13 protein-coding genes are annotated in these 16,849 nt (G+C 64.0%); 3 read left to right on the top strand and 10 right to left on the bottom strand.

Annotation, left to right across the window (positions count from 1 at the left end):
- Nucleotides 1-385: 385 nt before the first annotated feature.
- The 3 genes from M2432_RS23905 to M2432_RS23915 all read left to right on the top strand — a co-directional run bounded on the left by M2432_RS23905 (nt 386) and on the right by M2432_RS23915 (nt 5,727).
- Complete coding sequence (locus tag M2432_RS23905; RefSeq protein WP_280829326.1) at nt 386-2,866, top strand: glycogen/starch/alpha-glucan phosphorylase; 2,481 nt, start codon at nt 386-388, stop codon at nt 2,864-2,866.
- Between the two features lie 26 nt (nt 2,867-2,892).
- On the top strand, nt 2,893-5,058 hold the full coding sequence (gene glgX / locus M2432_RS23910; RefSeq protein ID WP_280829327.1) for a glycogen debranching protein GlgX: 2,166 nt from the start codon (nt 2,893-2,895) through the stop codon (nt 5,056-5,058).
- A gap of 381 nt (nt 5,059-5,439) precedes the next feature.
- A complete protein-coding gene (locus tag M2432_RS23915) occupies nt 5,440-5,727 on the top strand; it encodes a hypothetical protein (protein ID WP_280829328.1) in 288 nt (95 codons plus the stop codon).
- A gap of 97 nt (nt 5,728-5,824) precedes the next feature.
- Here M2432_RS23915 and M2432_RS23920 read toward each other — a convergent pair whose 3' ends face one another.
- The 10 genes from M2432_RS23920 to thrS all read right to left on the bottom strand — a co-directional run bounded on the left by M2432_RS23920 (nt 5,825) and on the right by thrS (nt 16,819).
- The gene (locus tag M2432_RS23920; protein WP_280829329.1) at nt 5,825-7,774 is read right to left on the bottom strand and encodes a glycosyltransferase family 39 protein; all 1,950 of its coding nucleotides are present in this window, start codon (nt 7,772-7,774) and stop codon (nt 5,825-5,827) included.
- Nucleotides 7,775-7,896: 122 nt separating this feature from the next.
- Nucleotides 7,897-8,478, bottom strand: a complete 582-nt coding sequence (gene pdxT / locus M2432_RS23925) for a pyridoxal 5'-phosphate synthase glutaminase subunit PdxT (RefSeq protein WP_280829330.1) — start codon at nt 8,476-8,478, stop codon at nt 7,897-7,899.
- Entirely contained in the window at nt 8,475-9,320 is an 846-nt protein-coding gene (gene tesB, locus M2432_RS23930) for an acyl-CoA thioesterase II (RefSeq protein WP_280829331.1), read from the bottom strand. The genes pdxT and tesB overlap by 4 nt, the downstream gene beginning before the upstream one ends.
- Before the next feature lie 38 nt (nt 9,321-9,358).
- The gene (pdxS, locus tag M2432_RS23935; RefSeq protein ID WP_280829332.1) at nt 9,359-10,264 is read right to left on the bottom strand and encodes a pyridoxal 5'-phosphate synthase lyase subunit PdxS; all 906 of its coding nucleotides are present in this window, start codon (nt 10,262-10,264) and stop codon (nt 9,359-9,361) included.
- 76 nt (nt 10,265-10,340) lie between these two features.
- Nucleotides 10,341-11,369 carry an NUDIX domain-containing protein gene (locus tag M2432_RS23940; protein ID WP_280829333.1) on the bottom strand — a complete coding sequence of 343 codons (1,029 nt, stop codon included), beginning with the start codon at nt 11,367-11,369 and terminating at the stop codon, nt 10,341-10,343.
- A 63-nt stretch (nt 11,370-11,432) separates the two neighbouring features.
- The gene (locus tag M2432_RS23945; RefSeq protein ID WP_280829334.1) at nt 11,433-12,563 is read right to left on the bottom strand and encodes a glycosyltransferase family 4 protein; all 1,131 of its coding nucleotides are present in this window, start codon (nt 12,561-12,563) and stop codon (nt 11,433-11,435) included.
- Entirely contained in the window at nt 12,563-13,531 is a 969-nt protein-coding gene (locus M2432_RS23950) for a phosphatidylinositol mannoside acyltransferase (protein WP_280829335.1), read from the bottom strand. Before M2432_RS23950 ends, M2432_RS23945 begins: the two co-directional genes overlap by 1 nt.
- Complete coding sequence (gene pgsA / locus M2432_RS23955) at nt 13,528-14,190, bottom strand: phosphatidylinositol phosphate synthase (protein ID WP_280829336.1); 663 nt, start codon at nt 14,188-14,190, stop codon at nt 13,528-13,530. Before pgsA ends, M2432_RS23950 begins: the two co-directional genes overlap by 4 nt.
- Nucleotides 14,187-14,768, bottom strand: coding sequence for an HIT domain-containing protein (locus tag M2432_RS23960; RefSeq protein WP_280829384.1), 582 nt, complete (start codon nt 14,766-14,768; stop codon nt 14,187-14,189). The genes pgsA and M2432_RS23960 overlap by 4 nt, the downstream gene beginning before the upstream one ends.
- Entirely contained in the window at nt 14,765-16,819 is a 2,055-nt protein-coding gene (gene thrS / locus M2432_RS23965) for a threonine--tRNA ligase (protein ID WP_280829337.1), read from the bottom strand. Before thrS ends, M2432_RS23960 begins: the two co-directional genes overlap by 4 nt.
- Nucleotides 16,820-16,849: the final 30 nt, after the last annotated feature.

Raw genomic sequence — 16,849 nt, forward strand, 5'->3', positions numbered from 1 at the left:
AGTGCCGGGCGGCCTTTACAACAGTCATCGCGCACGCTCCCATGACATTGGATAGCGGGTCTCTTTCATCAAAGCCCGAAACGGCAGCCTTCGACAGCCCTGCACGAATTGTTCACCTGGCGAGCTGCTGGACGCTGTCCAACGATGTGACGATGCGGCGCTATGCCCGTGCGTTCGAACTGATGAGGACCTGGGCCGAGGCCATTGTGGGTAGGCGTTCACCTTGTCGACTTGCGATTCGGGCGCTGAGAACGCACGGCGGTGCAAGAATGGTGGACGTCCACTGGAGGATCCAGGGGGCAGCGGTGATGACCGAATACAGCGGGTCAAAATGGAGACCGACGCATTGGGGACAACTGTCCCAGAATCCAACACGTTACAGAGCATGTCCCCCACTACCGTCGATGCGGTGCAGGACGTTCGCAGCGGCTTGCAGGCCGATGCTTTGCGGCAGGCCGTAACGGACCATCTTCGTTATTCCATTGGCCGCCTACCCGCGGTTGCAACACCGCAACACTACTATCGAGCGCTCGCGCTGGCCGTGCGGGACCGCATGCAGCAGCGCTGGACGAACACAACTCAGACGTACTGGGATCTAACGTCGAAGGTGGCGTGTTACCTGTCGGCCGAGTTCTTGATGGGGCCACATCTCGCGAACAATTTGCTGAATCTTCATATCGAGCAGGAGGCGCGTACCGTACTGGCCGAGCTGGGCCAGGATCTCGACACTGTCCTCGCGTGCGAAAAGGAGCCGGGGCTCGGAAACGGCGGCTTGGGGCGGCTCGCGGCCTGCTATCTCGACTCGCTGGCCACCCTCCGGCGTCCAGCGATCGGCTACGGCATCCGCTACGAATTCGGAATTTTCGACCAGGAGATCCACGACGGGTGGCAGGTCGAAACGACCGACAACTGGTTGATTCACGGGAACCCGTGGGAGATCGCAAAGCCCGACATCGCTTATCGAGTCAACTGGGGCGGGCACACGGAGCGCTACGTCGACGAAGCGGGCAGCGAGCGCGTGCGCTGGGTGCCGCTGCGGGTCCTCAAGGGCATTGCCTACGACACTCCCATCCAGGGTTATAGCGTGAGCACGTGCAACACGCTGAGGTTGTGGAGCGCCAGAGCCGTTGAGTCGTTTGAATTCGAGGCCTTCAACCTCGGCGACTACTACCGGGCGGTCGAGGACAAAGTCGTCTCGGAGACGGTAACCAAGGTGCTCTATCCGAACGACGAGCCCGAGGTTGGCAAGCAGCTGCGCTTGTTGCAGCAGTACTTCTTCGTCTCCTGTTCTTTGCAGGACGTGCTACACATGCACCAGGACATTGCGGGCCGGCCCGTGCAAACGCTCGCCGAACAATGGGCACTGCAGCTCAACGACACGCATCCATCGATCGGCGTAGCCGAGTTGATGCGGCTCTTGATAGACGAGGGTCGTCTCGATTGGGACGAAGCCTGGGCGATCACCGTGGCGACGTTTGGGTACACCAACCACACCCTGCTGCCTGAGGCCCTGGAAACCTGGCCGTTGCCGATGTTCGGCGAGTTTTTGCCACGTCACCTTGAGATCATCTACGAGATCAACCGCCGGTTCCTGGATGAGGTGCACACGCGCTTCCCGGGGGACGAGGCCCGCGTGAGGCGCATGTCCCTGATCGGTGAGGAGGGCGCCAAGAGTGTGCGCATGGCGCATCTCGCCACCGTCGGCAGCCACGCAGTCAACGGCGTCGCCGCGTTGCATACTGAGTTGCTGAAATCCAGTGTGCTCAAGGACTTCTACGAGTTGTGGCCGGAGCGGTTCAGCAACAAGACCAACGGCGTCACACCTCGGCGTTTCCTGGCAGTCGCCAACCCGGGACTGAGGCAGCTGCTCGACGACGCGATCGGGGAAGGGTGGCTCGTTGATTTGGGGATACTTCGCGGGCTCGAGTCCTATACCGATGACGCCGCGTTCCGTCGCGAGTGGCGGGTGGTCAAGCGCGCCAGCAAGGCGCGCCTCACCGACTACGCTCGCTCAACGACCGGTGTTGAGCTAGAACCGGACTGGCTTTTCGATATTCAGGTCAAGCGCATTCACGAGTACAAGCGTCAGGTTCTGAACGTCCTGCACATCATCACGCTGTACCACCGGCTGAAGCAGAACCCCCGCCTGGAGATTGCACCTCGAGCATTCATCTTCGGCGGGAAAGCCGCACCCGGCTATTTCATAGCCAAGCGCACCATCAAGCTGATCAACGCCGTCGCCGAGACGGTGAACGCGGACCCGGACGTCAACCGGTACCTGAAAGTGGCGTTCGTGCCCAACTTCAATGTGCAAAGCGCACATCTGGTTTACCCGGCGGCCGATCTGTCCGAGCAGATCTCGACGGCAGGTAAGGAGGCGTCCGGCACGGGCAACATGAAATTCATGCTCAACGGCGCGCTGACAATCGGCACGCTGGACGGTGCCAACGTCGAGATTCGAGACGAGGTCGGCCCGGAGAACTTCTTCTTGTTCGGGTTGACGGCGGCAGACGTCGAGCGCGTCAAGCGGGAGGGATACCGGCCGACGGATTACATCGAGCGCAACGACGAGTTGCGTGCGGTGCTGGGACTGATTGCTGACGGGCGATTCTCCGGAGGTGATACCGAAGTGTTCCGGCCGCTCGTCCATTCGCTCGGTCACCACGACCCGTTCCTCGTTCTTGCCGACTATGCCGCCTACGTGGACTGCCAGGAAGCGGTGAGTGCTGCGTGGCGAGACACGGAAGCCTGGACACGGATGTCGATCCTGAATACTGCGCGCAGCGGCAAGTTTTCGTCGGACCGCGCCATCGCGGAATACTGTGATGACATCTGGAACGTACCGCCCGTGACTGTCAAGGTTTAGCCGACGGCATCGACGCGAGGGCATTCGTGGAATCTGCTCAGGATGGCAAGCAGCTCAGGGTAAGGCGCGAAGCGCGCACCCATCAGCCGTGCGCGGCGGTCGTCCCGGGTGAGAGCGCGCCGCTCGGCGCGTCGGTGCGCGACGGCGGGGTCAACTTCAGTGTGTTCTCCAAGAACGCCACGCAGATAGACCTTCTGCTGTTCTTCGACGAGCAGTCGATCGAGCCGACCACAGTGATAACACTCGATCCTCGCCGACACCGCACGTATCACTACTGGCATGCGTTCGTGCCAGGCCTCGAGCCGGGGCAGGTCTATGCGTACCGGGCGCACGGCCCGATGGCGCCGCAGCTGGGTTTGCGATTCGACGGCGACAAGGTGCTCCTCGATCCGTACGGCGTGGCCGTTGCCGTGCCGGCGGAGTACGACCGCCACGCGGCGATGCGTCCCGGAGACAATGCCGCGACAGCGATGAAGAGTGTGGTGGGGGCGCCGGACGCGTACGACTGGGAAGGTGATGCGCCACTGCGACGGGCCGCCGCCGAAACCGTCATCTACGAGCTGCACGTGCGGGGCTTCACCCGGCATCCGAACTCCGGCATTGCACCGGAAAAGCGTGGGACCTACGCGGGGTTGGTCGAGAAGATCCCGTACCTGAAGCGGTTGGGCGTAAACGCCGTCGAGTTGCTCCCGGTATTTCAGTTCGACCCACAGGACGCCCCGAGGGAGCTGGTGAATTACTGGGGATACGATCCGGTCTCATTCTTCGCACCGCATCACGCCTACGCTTCGGGCAAAGGGGCACTGGCGGTGCTCGATGAATTTCGCGACATGGTCAAATCGCTGCACCGTGCCGGTATCGAAATCATCCTCGACGTCGTCTTCAATCACACAAGTGAAGGTCCCAGCGATGGACCCACGTTTTGTTATCGCGCTCTGGCCAACGACTTCTACTACATCCTGCAGCATGACAAGTCGCAGTACGCCGACTACACGGGGTGTGGAAATACGCTCAATGCCAACCAGTCCGTCGTGCGACGGCTGATTTTGGATAGCCTGCGCTACTGGGTCGCAGAGATGCATGTCGACGGGTTCCGTTTCGACCTGGCCTCGATTTTGGCTCGCGACGAGACGGGCCGGCCACGTTCGAGCCCTCCCGTGTTGTGGGACGTCGAATCCGATCCTGCGCTGGCGGGCACAAAGCTTATCGCCGAGGTGTGGGATGCCGCAGGGCTCTACCAAGTCGGCAGTTTCGTGGGCGACGCCTGGGCCGAATGGAACGGCCGATTTCGCGACGACGTGCGACGCTTCGTCAGGGGCGGTCGCGGGGCCGTCCAGGGGCTGGCCGCACGCGTATTGGGCAGTCCAGACATTTACGGCCGTGACCACCGCGAGGCCGAGCAGAGCGTCAACTTCGTGACGTCGCACGACGGTTTCACGCTCAATGACCTCGTCTCCTACAACGAGAAGCACAATCTGGCCAATGGCGAGAACAACCGCGACGGCGTGACCGACAACCTCAGCTGGAACTGCGGGATCGAGGGCCCTACCGATGATCCGGAAATCGAAGCGCTGCGCACCCGCCAGATCAAGAACTTTCTCACATTGAACTTGTTAGCGGTAGGGATGCCGATGCTCGTCATGGGCGACGAGGTCCGCCGAACACAGCGAGGCAACAACAACGCGTACTGCCAGGACAACGAGATCAGTTGGTTCGACTGGGACCTGGTCGAGCGGCACTCCGACATTCATCGATTTGCCTCAAGCCTCATTGCGTATCGGACTCGGCCCCTTGCCGAGGGAATTCCGCTGACACTCAACAAAGAGCTCCAGCACTCCGCCATCGAATGGCATGGTGTCAAGCCATACCAGCCGGATTGGAGCGATGACTCCCATTCGCTAGCGATCTCATTCCAGAGCTTGCGGACCAACATGCTCTTCTACGCGATGAGCAATGCATATTGGGAGCCACTGCCGTTTGAGCTACCATCACCACTGGTCCTCGGGGGTGAATCGAGACCGTGGCGGCGCTGGATCGACACCGCACTCGCATCGCCCGACGACGTCATGCCATGGGAAAGTGCACCAACTGTCGAGGCCCCGAGCTACGCGGTGCAACCCCGTTCAGTGGTTGTCCTCATCGCGCTTCTGTCCAGGCCATCGGTTGTTCAAGCTGAATCCCGTTCATCCTAGGCGCGAGTGTGCCTCGATGAGCGTTTTGCAACCTGGACGCGCACTCGGCGGTCGCGCCTTCGACACAGAGCTAACTTCTCAGCTGGGCCGGTCAGAGCCCGGCCTTATCGCGAACCTGACCGGAGCCCCTGCTGGTCCTGCTCCGGTCATCTGTCGAGAGGTAAACATCGAAACTGATGCTGCCACTTGGCATGTGGTGCATTACCTGCGGTTATTCGCAGATTCTCCGCCATAACCCTCGACGACACCGATACACTTATTGAGTACTTCACCCGAATGACACATGCAGGTGCACTGCTGAGCCATTGACCATGTCGTATTGATTCGTCTTGCGATACAACGCGATCGGTCAAGCCCACGAACGATCAAACCGGGAGCGGTATGTCCGACCAACTGAATCGCGTTTCGACGCAATACCGGCAACCGGCCGCCGCAGACCTGAACACGCGGGATCTCGAGATTGTGGCCTCGAGCTTCCTCGCGTCGGAGTTCGCCGGCGACGCCTACATCAACTGGTCCATCGATCGGCGTATCGATGGATACCTTCGGCACCACGGAATGGTCCACGTCGTCAACGACGGCGACGCGTACAACGCGGTACTCGAACACATTTTGAGCACCATCGGTGGCCAGCGCTCCGGCGCCCGGCATCGACCCACCGGCAATTGACAACGCCGGCCGCACTACATCTTGGGCGGGATGCCGACCTGCGGTTCCATCCCGGACCTGACTCTACGCCGGCGCAGTACCGTGCCCAGCCCGCAAACTACTTCTGCGCGGGAGTGGTCAGGTCGTAAACGGTGTCCGAGCCCACCTTCAACGGGCTGAAGTTCGCGCTCACCCAGTCTGCGATGTCCGAGTGCACGTTGTTGCCCCAGTGACCGGTGTTGTCAGCCACGATGTAGTAAGTCACTTCGTGGTTGGCGACGTAGGACTGGAACTGCTGCAGGGTGGGCGCAGGATCGCTGCCACCGAATCCACCGATCGCGATGACGGGTGTCGAGGTCGCGAGCTCCAATCCGGCTGCCGGCGAGGACCTGTTGATGGCCGCTGACCACTTGGTCGTGGTGGCCTCCAGCATGGCGTTCAGCTCGGTGTTGTCGGACGCGTCGTGCCAATTGCCCGAGCCGTTGTCGGCCTTGTCGGCCGGGCCGACCGACGGACCACCGCCGGTATGCGGCTGGCCGAAGGTGGCAATCGAGTAGGCCACCGAACCACCAACCGCACCGAACAGCGCCAAGCCCAAGGCGACCTTCGCCACGCGTTGGCGTCCATCGCCGGCCCACAGCAGCCCGGCGGTGCCGATGATGGTGACCGCCAGAATCACCCAGCGCAGCGCGGGCAGCCAGTCGGCGTTACGGGCCAGAATCAAGCAGCCCCACACCCCGCTGGCCAAAAGCATTGCCGCCAGCCCGAATCGGTGGAAGCGAGATGTCCGCTTCTGCCACATCTCGACGACGCCGATGGCAAACATGGCGGCCATCGCGGGAGCCAGTGACAGGCAGTAGTAGGGGTGCACGTTGGTCTTCATGAAGCTCAGCACCAAGCCGTCGACCACCAACCAGGTACCGAACAGGATGGCGCCGGCGCGTACCAGGTCGGTGCGCGGGGCACGACCGCGGGAGATCAGCACCAACACGGTGGCCAGCAGCGCCGCCGGTATCAGCCAGCCGATCTCATAGCCGAACTCACCGGTGAACAGCCGCGGCAGACCCTGAACCTGGTTGCCGAAGCCACCATGACCATGTGAGGGGTCGATCGCCTCTCCCGCGGCATGCCCGATGTGCTCGCCGGTGATTGTGTGCACCTGCGCGGGTCCGTCGGAGGGGCCCTTATCCATGTGGTTCTTGCCGAGCACCCGACCAAAGCCGTTGTAGCCCAACACCAGATTCATGAAGCTGTTGTCGGTTGAGCCCGCCATGTACGGCCGCGATGACGCCGGCCACAATATGGTCAGCAGCACGAACCAACCTGCCGAAGCCAGCATCGCCGCGAGTGCTCCCAGCAAATGCCGTATCCGGCTGCGCAGCGCGACCGGCGCGGCAATCAGGTACACCAGGCCCAGCGCCGGCATCACCATGAGGCCTTCGAGCATCTTCGCCAGAAACGCGAACCCGAGTGCCCCGCCCGCGAGCGCCATCCAGGTGGCGGCGCTGCGGCGGCCGGTACCTTCGGCCTGCAGGGCCCGGATCGTGAAGTACGCAGCCAACGTCATCAGCAGCACCATGGCCGCGTCGGGGTTGTTGAACCGGAACATCATGGCGGCCACTGGGGTCAGTGCCAGGACACCGCCGGCCAGCAGGCCCGCAACCGGGCCGCTGATCCGTCGCACCGCACCGTAGAGCAGGCCGACCGACGCCACGGCCATCAGTGCCTCGGGGATGAGCATGCTGGCGCTGCTGAAGCCGAAGATCTGACCGGACAGCGCCATCACCCACTGCGACAGCGGGGGCTTGTCGACGGTGATCACATTGTGCGGGTCGATCGACCCGAACAGCAGTGCCTCCCAGTCCTGCGAGCCGGCCCACACGGCGGCAGCGTAGAACTGGTTGCCCATGCCGTTGATGGTGATGTTCCACAGGTAGATGACCGCGGTGACGATCAGAAGCGCCGCGAAGGCCACCCGCTCACCGAGCTTGGTCCGCAGGGAGAACCGGCTCGATGAATCGGTCGCGGACACCGTGGTGGGGGCCTCCAGGACAGCGCCAGATGTCATACTCACACGATCATTAAGACCGAGCGAGCTATGCGCTAGCTGTGTAGCTCTGCAGCCGTGCCTATGACTGGTGATTTCGGAGTGTGCAGGTGCACACATCGCCCACCGACACCCAAACAGCGCTACAACGAGTTGACGAACAGCTTGTGCACCCGGCGGTCTCCGGTCACTTCCGGATGAAATGCAGTCGCCAGCATCTGCCCCTGCCGCACCGCGACTGGATGTCCACCAGCCCGAGCCAGAACCTCTACGCCCGAACCGACCCGCTCAACCCACGGCGCCCGGATGAACACCGCATGCATCGGTTCGTCCAGCCCGTCGAACGCGATGTCCTCTTCAAACGAGTCCACCTGACGACCAAAGGCATTACGCCGCACCGTCATATCGATGCCGCACAGCGGTAGTGCCTCCCGGCCCGGTACACCGGCATCCATGATTTCGGTGGCCAACAGGATCATCCCAGCACACGATCCGTAACAGGGCATGCCGTCGGCAAGCCTGGCCCGCAGTGGCTCCAGCAATTCCAGTTCGCGGAGCAGGTGGCTCATGGCCGTCGACTCACCGCCCGGAATCACCAGGGCGTCAACGGAATTCAGCTCAGCCAACCGCCGGACGGTGATAACTGACGCGCCGGCCTCCGTCAGCGCGGCCAGGTGCTCACGGGTGTCCCCTTGCAACGCAAGGACACCGACGCGCGGGCTCACTCGGCATCAGGGGTGAAACCGCGCCTGTAGCGGGTCAGCCCCTCCTGCATCACGGACGCGACCATCTCGCCGTATTGATTGAACAGCGTGCCCTGGGTCAGTGCCCGGCCCCCTGACGCCGATGGTGAGGACTGGTCGTAGAGCAGCCACTCGTCGGCACGGAACGGCCGCATGAACCACATCGCGTGGTCCAGTGAGGCGATCATCATGTGTTTACGCACGTCGAGATGGTTGACCTGCGCCGAGCCCAGCAGCGTCAGATCACTCATGTAGGCCAGCGCGCAGATGTGCAGCACGTGGTCGTCGGGCAGCGGGTCCCGGTGCCGGAACCACACCTGCTGCTGGGAGGCCTTTCCGGGCACCCGTGCCACCTGACTGCGCGGCACGATCCGCACGTCCCACTCGTCGAACTGGGCGAACCCGGCATCGTCGAACGCTCCCCCGGACCGGAAGCCGGGCAGATCATCCGGCGGCGGAGGCACCGGCATGACGTCTTGATGCTCGATGCCGGTCTGATCGGTCTGGAACGAGGCAGACATCGAGAAAATTGTCTCGCCGTGCTGGATGGCACTCACGCGACGCGTGCAGAACGAACCCCCGTCCCGGATCCGCTCGACGAGGTACACCGACGGTGCCCGCGCATCGCCGGGGCGCAGGAAGTAACCGTGCAACGAATGCACCTGAAACTCCGGGGCTACCGTGCGCACCGCCGACACCAGCGACTGACCCGCCACATGCCCGCCGAAAGTCCTTTGCAGAAAACCGGAATCGGGGCTGAAGACGCCGCCGCGATAGATGTTGACCTCGAGCTGCTCCAGATCGAGGATCTGTTCAATCGCCATCCGTCAGTGCCACCGGCTCTTCGCGCAAGCGCTCATCGCTACCAACCGCGTTCGGCCAGCCGGTGCGGCTGGGGCACATCCTCCACGTTGATGCCGACCATCGCCTCGCCCAGCCCACGCGACACCTTGGCCAACGTGTCGGGGTCGTCGTAGAAGGTGGTGGCCTTGACGATCGCGGCGGCCCGGGCGGCCGGGTCGCCTGATTTGAAGATGCCCGAGCCGACGAACACGCCTTCGGCACCGAGCTGCATCATCATCGCCGCGTCGGCCGGGGTTGCGATACCACCCGCGGTGAACAGCGTCACGGGCAACTTGCCGGCCCGCGCCACCTCAACCACCAGATCGTAAGGAGCCTGCAATTCCTTTGCCGCAACGTACAGTTCGTCTTCCGAGAGCGACGTCAGCCGACGGATTTCGCCACCGATCTTGCGCATGTGCGTGGTGGCATTGGAGACATCGCCGGTGCCGGCTTCACCTTTGGAGCGAATCATGGCCGCGCCCTCGGTGATTCGGCGCAGTGCTTCACCCAGATTGGTGGCACCGCAGACGAACGGCACAGTGAACTTCCACTTGTCAATGTGGTTGGCGTAGTCGGCGGGAGTCAGCACCTCGGACTCGTCGATGTAGTCCACGCCCAGGCTCTGCAGAATCTGGGCCTCGACGAAGTGCCCGATCCGGGCCTTTGCCATGACCGGGATGGTGACCGCGTCGATGATGCCCTCGATCATGTCGGGGTCACTCATGCGTGACACGCCGCCCTGAGCGCGGATGTCGGCGGGAACCCGCTCGAGCGCCATGACCGCTACCGCGCCGGCGCCTTCGGCGATGCGAGCCTGCTCAGGCGTGACGACGTCCATGATGACGCCGCCCTTGAGCATCTCGGCCATGCCGCGCTTGACCCGGGCAGTGCCCGTCTGACCGCTGTTGTCCGGTGCGGTTTCCACTGCTATCTCCTCCACATTGGTACAGACCAATTCTAGTGGCCAGGCCAAATCGATAACGCCCGCAGGCAGGGCGTTCTCAGCGGATGGGCTGTAACTCCGGCGTCGGAGCGGCCGGTGCGTGGCTAGCGTCTGCCAGTTCACCTGCCACAGAAAGCAATTCGCCCAGTTGCAACGGATACACCGTTTCACCGGCAGCGGCCAACTGGTCGATGACCGTCGCATCGCACCAGCGGTGCCCGTGGATCGCCTGCCGTTCCACGGTGGTGTGACCGCCGGTCACCGGCTCAAAGTGTGAGGCACGGTACACAAAGAAGTATTCGTCGCTCCGGATCACAGAACCGTTGAACTCGAATTCCGCCTCGCGCCGCCACACCGGTCCGACCAACGCTGCCGGCGAAATCTGCAGACCGGTCTCCTCGGCCACCTCACGCGCCGCGGCATCGGGTAGCGACTCTCCAGGCTCGACCGCTCCCCCGACGGTGAACCACCAGCGCGGTGCCGCCTCGAGAGCGGGGTCCGAACCACAGAACAGCAGCACGTGCCCGTGCTCGTCGAGCAACACCACCCGCGCTGACGTGCGTCGGCCCAACGCCCCGGCGTCGTGTCGCGAAGCACGCTCGACGATCTCGAAATACGTTGGCATGGCAGCGGTTCCGCCAAGGTGCAACCAGCGCACCAGGCGCCGTTCGCGCAACGCCAAAGTGTCCCGCACGGCGTCGTTGTGGAACCGCCGGGCCAGCAGCACCCTGGCCTCGGCGTCGGCGAGCTCGGCTACCAACGCCACCGGTATCGATGCCGGGTCGACCTGTGCCAGCGCCGCAGACAGCTCGTTCTCCGCCGCTTCGCGCGCCGGTCTGGGCGCCGCCTCGGCCGCATCGGCCAGGCCGACCAGCCGGCGACCTGCCGACCGCGAACCATAAGCGTCGGTCGCTACTGCCCGCGCCACCACCGCGCGACGAGCCAACGCGCCGTCAAGGGCCTGCCAGGACAGGTCGTAGCGGACGTGTAAGCGATCCAGGCGGTGCGCGGTCTGATAGGCCCACGCTGCCGTCAGCAGCACCACCGCGGCCACCACCAAGAACACGATGGTCAAGAGGAGATGCATCAGGATTGTCTCTTCTTCGCGCAAGCGCTCATCAAAATTGTCTCTTCTTCGCGCAAGCGCTCATCAGCCCACCACCTGGACCTTGGCACCAGAAGCCGCCACCGTCTCATAAACCAACAGGATCTGGCGCGCCACCACCGCCCAGTCGTAGCGCTCCACCGCCTGGGCCGCGTTCTGGGTGTAGCCGCGCCGCGACGCCTCATCGGACAGCATCTCGACGAGCGCATCGCCCAGCGCAGCGGAGTCGTCTACCGGCACCAGTCGCCCGGCCTGACCGTCCTGCAGCACCCGACGGAAGGCGTGCAGGTCGCTGGCCACCACCGGGGTGCCCGCCGCCATCGCCTCCACCAGGACTATGCCGAAGCTCTCTCCGCCGGTGTTGGGGGCGCAGTACACATCGGCACTCCGCATGGCTGAAGCTTTCTCGGCATCGTCGACCAACCCGAGAAACCGCAGGTGCCCAGCCAGGTCACCGGCCTTGGCTCTCAGCTCTTCCTCGTCACCGCGGCCCACGATCAGCACCTCGACTTCGGGGAACGCCTCAACCAGCTTGGGCAGCGCACCGAGCAGCACCTGCATGCCCTTGCGTGGTTCGTCGAACCGGCCCAGGAACAGCACGGTGCGCCCTGCCCTCGGGTAGCCCGCCAAGGGTGCCGCCTTCGCGAACGACGCGACGTCGACACCGTTGGGAATCTCCACCGCGTCAGACCCCAGCGCCTCCATCTGCCATCGCCTGGCCAGGTCCGAAACCGCGATACGGCCGACGATCTTCTCGTGCCACGGCCGCAGAATGCCCTGAAACACGCTGAGCGTCAACGACTTTGTGGTCGAGGTGTGAAACGTCGCGACGATCGGGCCCTCGGCGATCATCAGCGCCAGCATGGACAGGCTCGGCGCGTTGGGCTCATGCAGGTGCAGCACATCAAACTCGCCTTGTAGGAGCCATCTCTTGACCATCCGGTGCGTGGCCGGTCCGAAGCGCAGTCGGGCCACCGACCCGTTGTACGGGATCGGCACGGCCCTGCCACCGGAAACCACGTAGTCAGGTAGCGCCGCATGGGCCTCCGGCGAGGCCGGCGCCAGCACGCTGACCTCGTGCCCGTACCCGCGCATCACCTCAGCCAATTGCAGCACGTGTGCCTGCACCCCACCCGGTACGTCGAATGAGTACGGGCACACCATGCCGATGCGCATCAGGTGTCCTCGGCGCGTTTCTCACCGGCCAGATGTGCCCGCCGTTCGGCGGACAGATCAGCCAGCCACTGCGGCTGCAGCATGTGCCAATCGGCAGGGTGAGCCGCGATGCCGGCCTGGAAAAGGTCGGCCAGGTCCTGGGTGATGACCGTGACGTCGGCACCGGAGGTGTCCACCGGTGGCGAGATCTGGAACACCCAATCATCGGGTTCGTTCCAGCAGTGCACGGTCACCAGCGTGGCCCCGGTATCGATAGCCAGCTTGGCCGAACCTGCAGGCATCCGGGTTGCCTCACCAAAGAGATTGACCTGCACGCCATTTCGGGAAAGATCGCGGTCGGCCATCAGACAGATGATGCGATTGTCCCGCAACCGCTCGGCCAGCACCTCAACCGGCGGGCGCGCCCCACCGGTCAGCGGCAGAATCTCGAAGCCCAGGCTCTCGCGGTATTCCACGAATCTCTGGTACAGCGACTCGGGCTTGAGCCGCTCGGCGACGGTGGTGAACTTCCCGAATTGATGCACCACGGCGACGCCGGCCATGTCCCAGTTGCCACTGTGCGGCAGCGCCAGGATGACCCCGTTGCCGCGTTCCAGACCCGCATGGATGTGCTCCGTGCCCAGCAGGCAGTGCCTCAGCCGCTCTCCGAGCGTGCGCTGATTCATCGACGGCAACCGAAACGCCTCCCGCCAATACCGGGCATAAGAGGCAAGCGAAGCACGAATGACGCTGCCCGGCACCTCGGCCGGTGACACACCCAGTACCCGGGACAGGTTCTTGCGCAGCTGTTCGGGCCCGCCGCCACGCGCCGCGTACAACGCACCCGCGTCAAACACGTTGCGGGCAGCGAACTCTGGCATGGTCCGCACCAGTTGCCAGCCCGCGGCGTAACCCCAGTCAATCAGCTGCTCACCCAACGGTACCCGGATCCCACCGAACGCCGGGAGGCCATTGGTGGGAACGCTCACGGCTGCTCCTCCTGCGACGGGGTACTCGACGGCAAGGGCTCATGGGCGCCCGGCGAGCGCCGCACGGTGTTCACCCGCTGGCCGAGGGTGATCACGCTGGCCACAGCCAGCAGCCACATGGCGATGGGCAAGGCCAACGGCAGCGGATGGATGGGCAGGTCCGAAAAACCTGCGCCGACCAGCACGATGATCAACCGTTCGGGGCGCTCGATCAGGCCGCCGTCCGCAGACAAACCACTGGCCTCAGCACGTGCCTTGATGTACGAGATGACCTGTGAGGTCACCAGGCAGATCAGCGTCGCCACCACCAGTGGCCGGTCGTGCATCCCGAACGCGATCCACCACAGCAGACCGCAGAACACCGCACCGTCACTGATCCGGTCACAGGTGGCATCGAGCACCGCGCCGAACCTGGTGCCGTGGCCGCGTTCCCGGGCCATCGCCCCATCAAGCATGTCGGCCAGCACGAAGAACGACACCACCAACGCGCCGTACCAGAGGTGTCCGGTCGGAAATAGCGTCAGTGCGCCGGCCACCGAGGCTGTGGTGCCGATGATGGTGACCGCGTCCGGAGTCAGACCGATACGCAACGCACCACGAGCCAGCGGGCGGGAAAGCTTGGTGTAGGCAGCGCGGGTCAGCAGGTAGAAGTCGCTCACGACTCCTGCACCACCCACTGGTCGGCAAGCAGTTTGCGCGTGTCGCGCAACAACTGCGGAATGACCTTGGTGCCACCGATGACCGTGATGAAGTTGGCGTCGCCACCCCAGCGAGGCACCACGTGCATGTGCAGATGGTCGGCCAACGAACCACCGGCGGAGGTGCCCAGGTTCAAGCCGACGTTGAAGCCGTGCGGCCGCGAGATGGCCTTGATCACCCGAATTGCCTTCTGGGTGAAGGACATCAGCTCGACGCTCTCGGCCTCGGTCAGGTCTTCCAATTCGGACACCTGCCGGTACGGCACCACCATCAGATGGCCCGGGTTGTACGGGTACAGATTGAGCACGGCGTAGACCTGCTCACCGCGGGCCACAATCAGACCGTCCTCGTCGGCCATCGTGGGGATGTCGGTGAACGGGTTCTTGGAGCTCGCTGACATACCGGCGCCACCTTCCTCCGCTTGTTTCACCGGCCCCTCGACGATGTAGGTCATCCGATGCGGGGTCCACAGTCGCTGCAGGTAGTCGGGGTCGCCGACCCCGACGTCCACGATGCTCCGCTCGTCGTTCACGGCTATGCGCCCTGGCCCGGTTGCACCAATTCGGCTGTGGGGAAAGCATTCTCGCGGCGGGCGATCCAGTCGACGATGGTGGCCACCACCTGCTCGCGGGGCACTCCGTTGATCTGAGTGCGGTCAGCGAACCGGAAGGACACCGCACCTGCCTCGACGTCCTTGTCGCCCGCGAGCAACATGAACGGCACCTTCTGGTTGGTGTGGTTGACGATCTTCTTGGCCATCCGGTCGTCGCTGCTGTCCACCTCGACGCGCACGCCGTGCGACTTCAGTTGGGCGGCAACGTCATACAGGTAGTCGAGATGGGCGTCCGCGACCGGGATACCAACCACCTGCACCGGCGCCAGCCAGGCCGGGAACGCCCCGGCATAGTGCTCGGTGAGCACCCCGAAGAACCGCTCGATCGAGCCAAAGAGCGCGCGGTGGATCAGTACCGGGCGCTGCCGTGATCCGTCGGCCGCGGTGTACTCCAGCTCGAAGCGGTCGGGCATGTTGAAGTCCAGCTGGATGGTCGACATCTGCCAATGCCGGCCCAGCGCATCCTTGACCTGCACCGAGATCTTCGGGCCGTAGAACGCCGCGCCGCCCGGGTCGGGCACCAGCTCCAGGCCGGAGGCCTCGGCGACCTGCCGCAGCGTCTCGGTGGCCTCGTCCCACATCTCATCGGAGCCGACGTACTTCTCCGGGTCCTTGGTGGACAGCTCCAGATAGAAGTCGTTCAGGCCGTAGTCGGCCAACAAATCCAGCACGAACTGCAGCAACGAGGTCAGCTCTTCGCGCATCTGCTCGCGGGTGGTGTAGATGTGCGCGTCGTCCTGGGTCATACCGCGGACCCGGGTCAGGCCGTGGATGACGCCGGACATCTCTTTGCGATAAACGCTGCCGAACTCGAAGAGCCGCAACGGAAGTTCGCGATATGACCGTCCCCGAGCCCGGTAGATCAGGTGGTGCATGGGGCAGTTCATCGGCTTGAGGTAGTAGTTCTGCCCCGGCTTGCGCACCGTGCCGTCTTCGTTGTACTCCGCGTCGATGTGCATCGCCGGGTACATCCCCTCCGAGTACCACTCGAGGTGCCCGGAGGTGATGTACAGCTGCTCTTTGGTGATGTGCGGGGTGTTGACGAACTCGTAGCCGGCCTGCAGATGCTTCTGCCGTGAGTAGTCCTCCAGCTCGCGCCGCACCACCCCGCCCTTGGGGTGAAAAACCGCCAGACCCGAACCGATTTCGTCGGGGAAGCTGAACAGGTCCAGCTCCGCCCCGAGCTTGCGGTGGTCGCGGCGCAGCGCTTCCTCCACCAACTCCAGGTGCGCATCGAGCGCTTCCTGCGACTCCCAGGCGGTGCCGTAGACGCGCTGCAGGCTGGCGTTCTTCTGGTCACCACGCCAGTAGGCGGCACTGCTGCGGGTCAGCTTGAACGCCGGGATGTGCTTGGTGGTCGGGATGTGCGGGCCGCGGCAGAGGTCACCCCAAATCCGTTCGCGGGTACGGGGATTGAGGTTGTCGTAGGCGGTCAGCTCGTCGCCACCAACCTCCATGACGTCGGGATCGCCGGACTTGTCGTCGACCAGTTCGAGCTTGTAGGGCTCACCGGCGAGCTCGAAACGTGCCTCTTCTTTGGAGCCATAAACCCGGCGGTCGAACAGCTGACCGTCTTTGACGATCTTGGCCATCCGCTTTTCCAGCTTGACCAGGTCCTCGGGGGTGAACGGTTCCGTGACATCGAAGTCGTAGTAGAAGCCATCGGTGATCGGCGGGCCGATGCCCAGCTTGGCCTCCGGGAACAGGTCCTGCACGGCCTGGGCAAGGACGTGCGCGCAGGAGTGCCGGATCACGCTGCGGCCATCGCCGGTGTTGGCCGCCACCGGGGTGACCTCGACGTCGGCCTCGGGAATCCAGGACAGGTCCCGCAACCGGCCGTCCGCGTCCTTCACCACCACGATGGCGTCGACCTCACCACGCTGAGGCAGCCCGGCCTCACGGACCGCGGCGCCGGCGGTGGTGCCGGCAGCAACCCTGATCGGGGCGGCTGGTTCGGCGCTGGCGACGGCGGTCATCGGGAGGCTCCTCGTTGGTCTCTAAAAGCT

It is taken from the genome of Mycobacterium sp. OTB74 (assembly GCF_029892685.1).
Taxonomy (GTDB): Bacteria; Actinomycetota; Actinomycetes; order Mycobacteriales; family Mycobacteriaceae; genus Mycobacterium.

Excerpts from the sequence above, each read along its gene's own strand:
- thrS (WP_280829337.1), bottom strand. The coding sequence starts at position 16,819 with ATGACCGCCGTCGCCAGCGCCGAACCAGCCGCCCCGATCAGGGTTGCT.
- tesB (WP_280829331.1), bottom strand. The coding sequence starts at position 9,320 with ATGGCGATTGAACAGATCCTCGATCTGGAGCAGCTCGAGGTCAACATC.
- M2432_RS23915 (WP_280829328.1), top strand. The coding sequence starts at position 5,440 with ATGTCCGACCAACTGAATCGCGTTTCGACGCAATACCGGCAACCGGCC.
- M2432_RS23945 (WP_280829334.1), bottom strand. The coding sequence starts at position 12,563 with ATGCGCATCGGCATGGTGTGCCCGTACTCATTCGACGTACCGGGTGGG.
- M2432_RS23940 (WP_280829333.1), bottom strand. The coding sequence starts at position 11,369 with ATGCATCTCCTCTTGACCATCGTGTTCTTGGTGGTGGCCGCGGTGGTG.
- M2432_RS23905 (WP_280829326.1), top strand. The coding sequence starts at position 386 with ATGTCCCCCACTACCGTCGATGCGGTGCAGGACGTTCGCAGCGGCTTG.
- M2432_RS23920 (WP_280829329.1), bottom strand. The coding sequence starts at position 7,774 with ATGACATCTGGCGCTGTCCTGGAGGCCCCCACCACGGTGTCCGCGACC.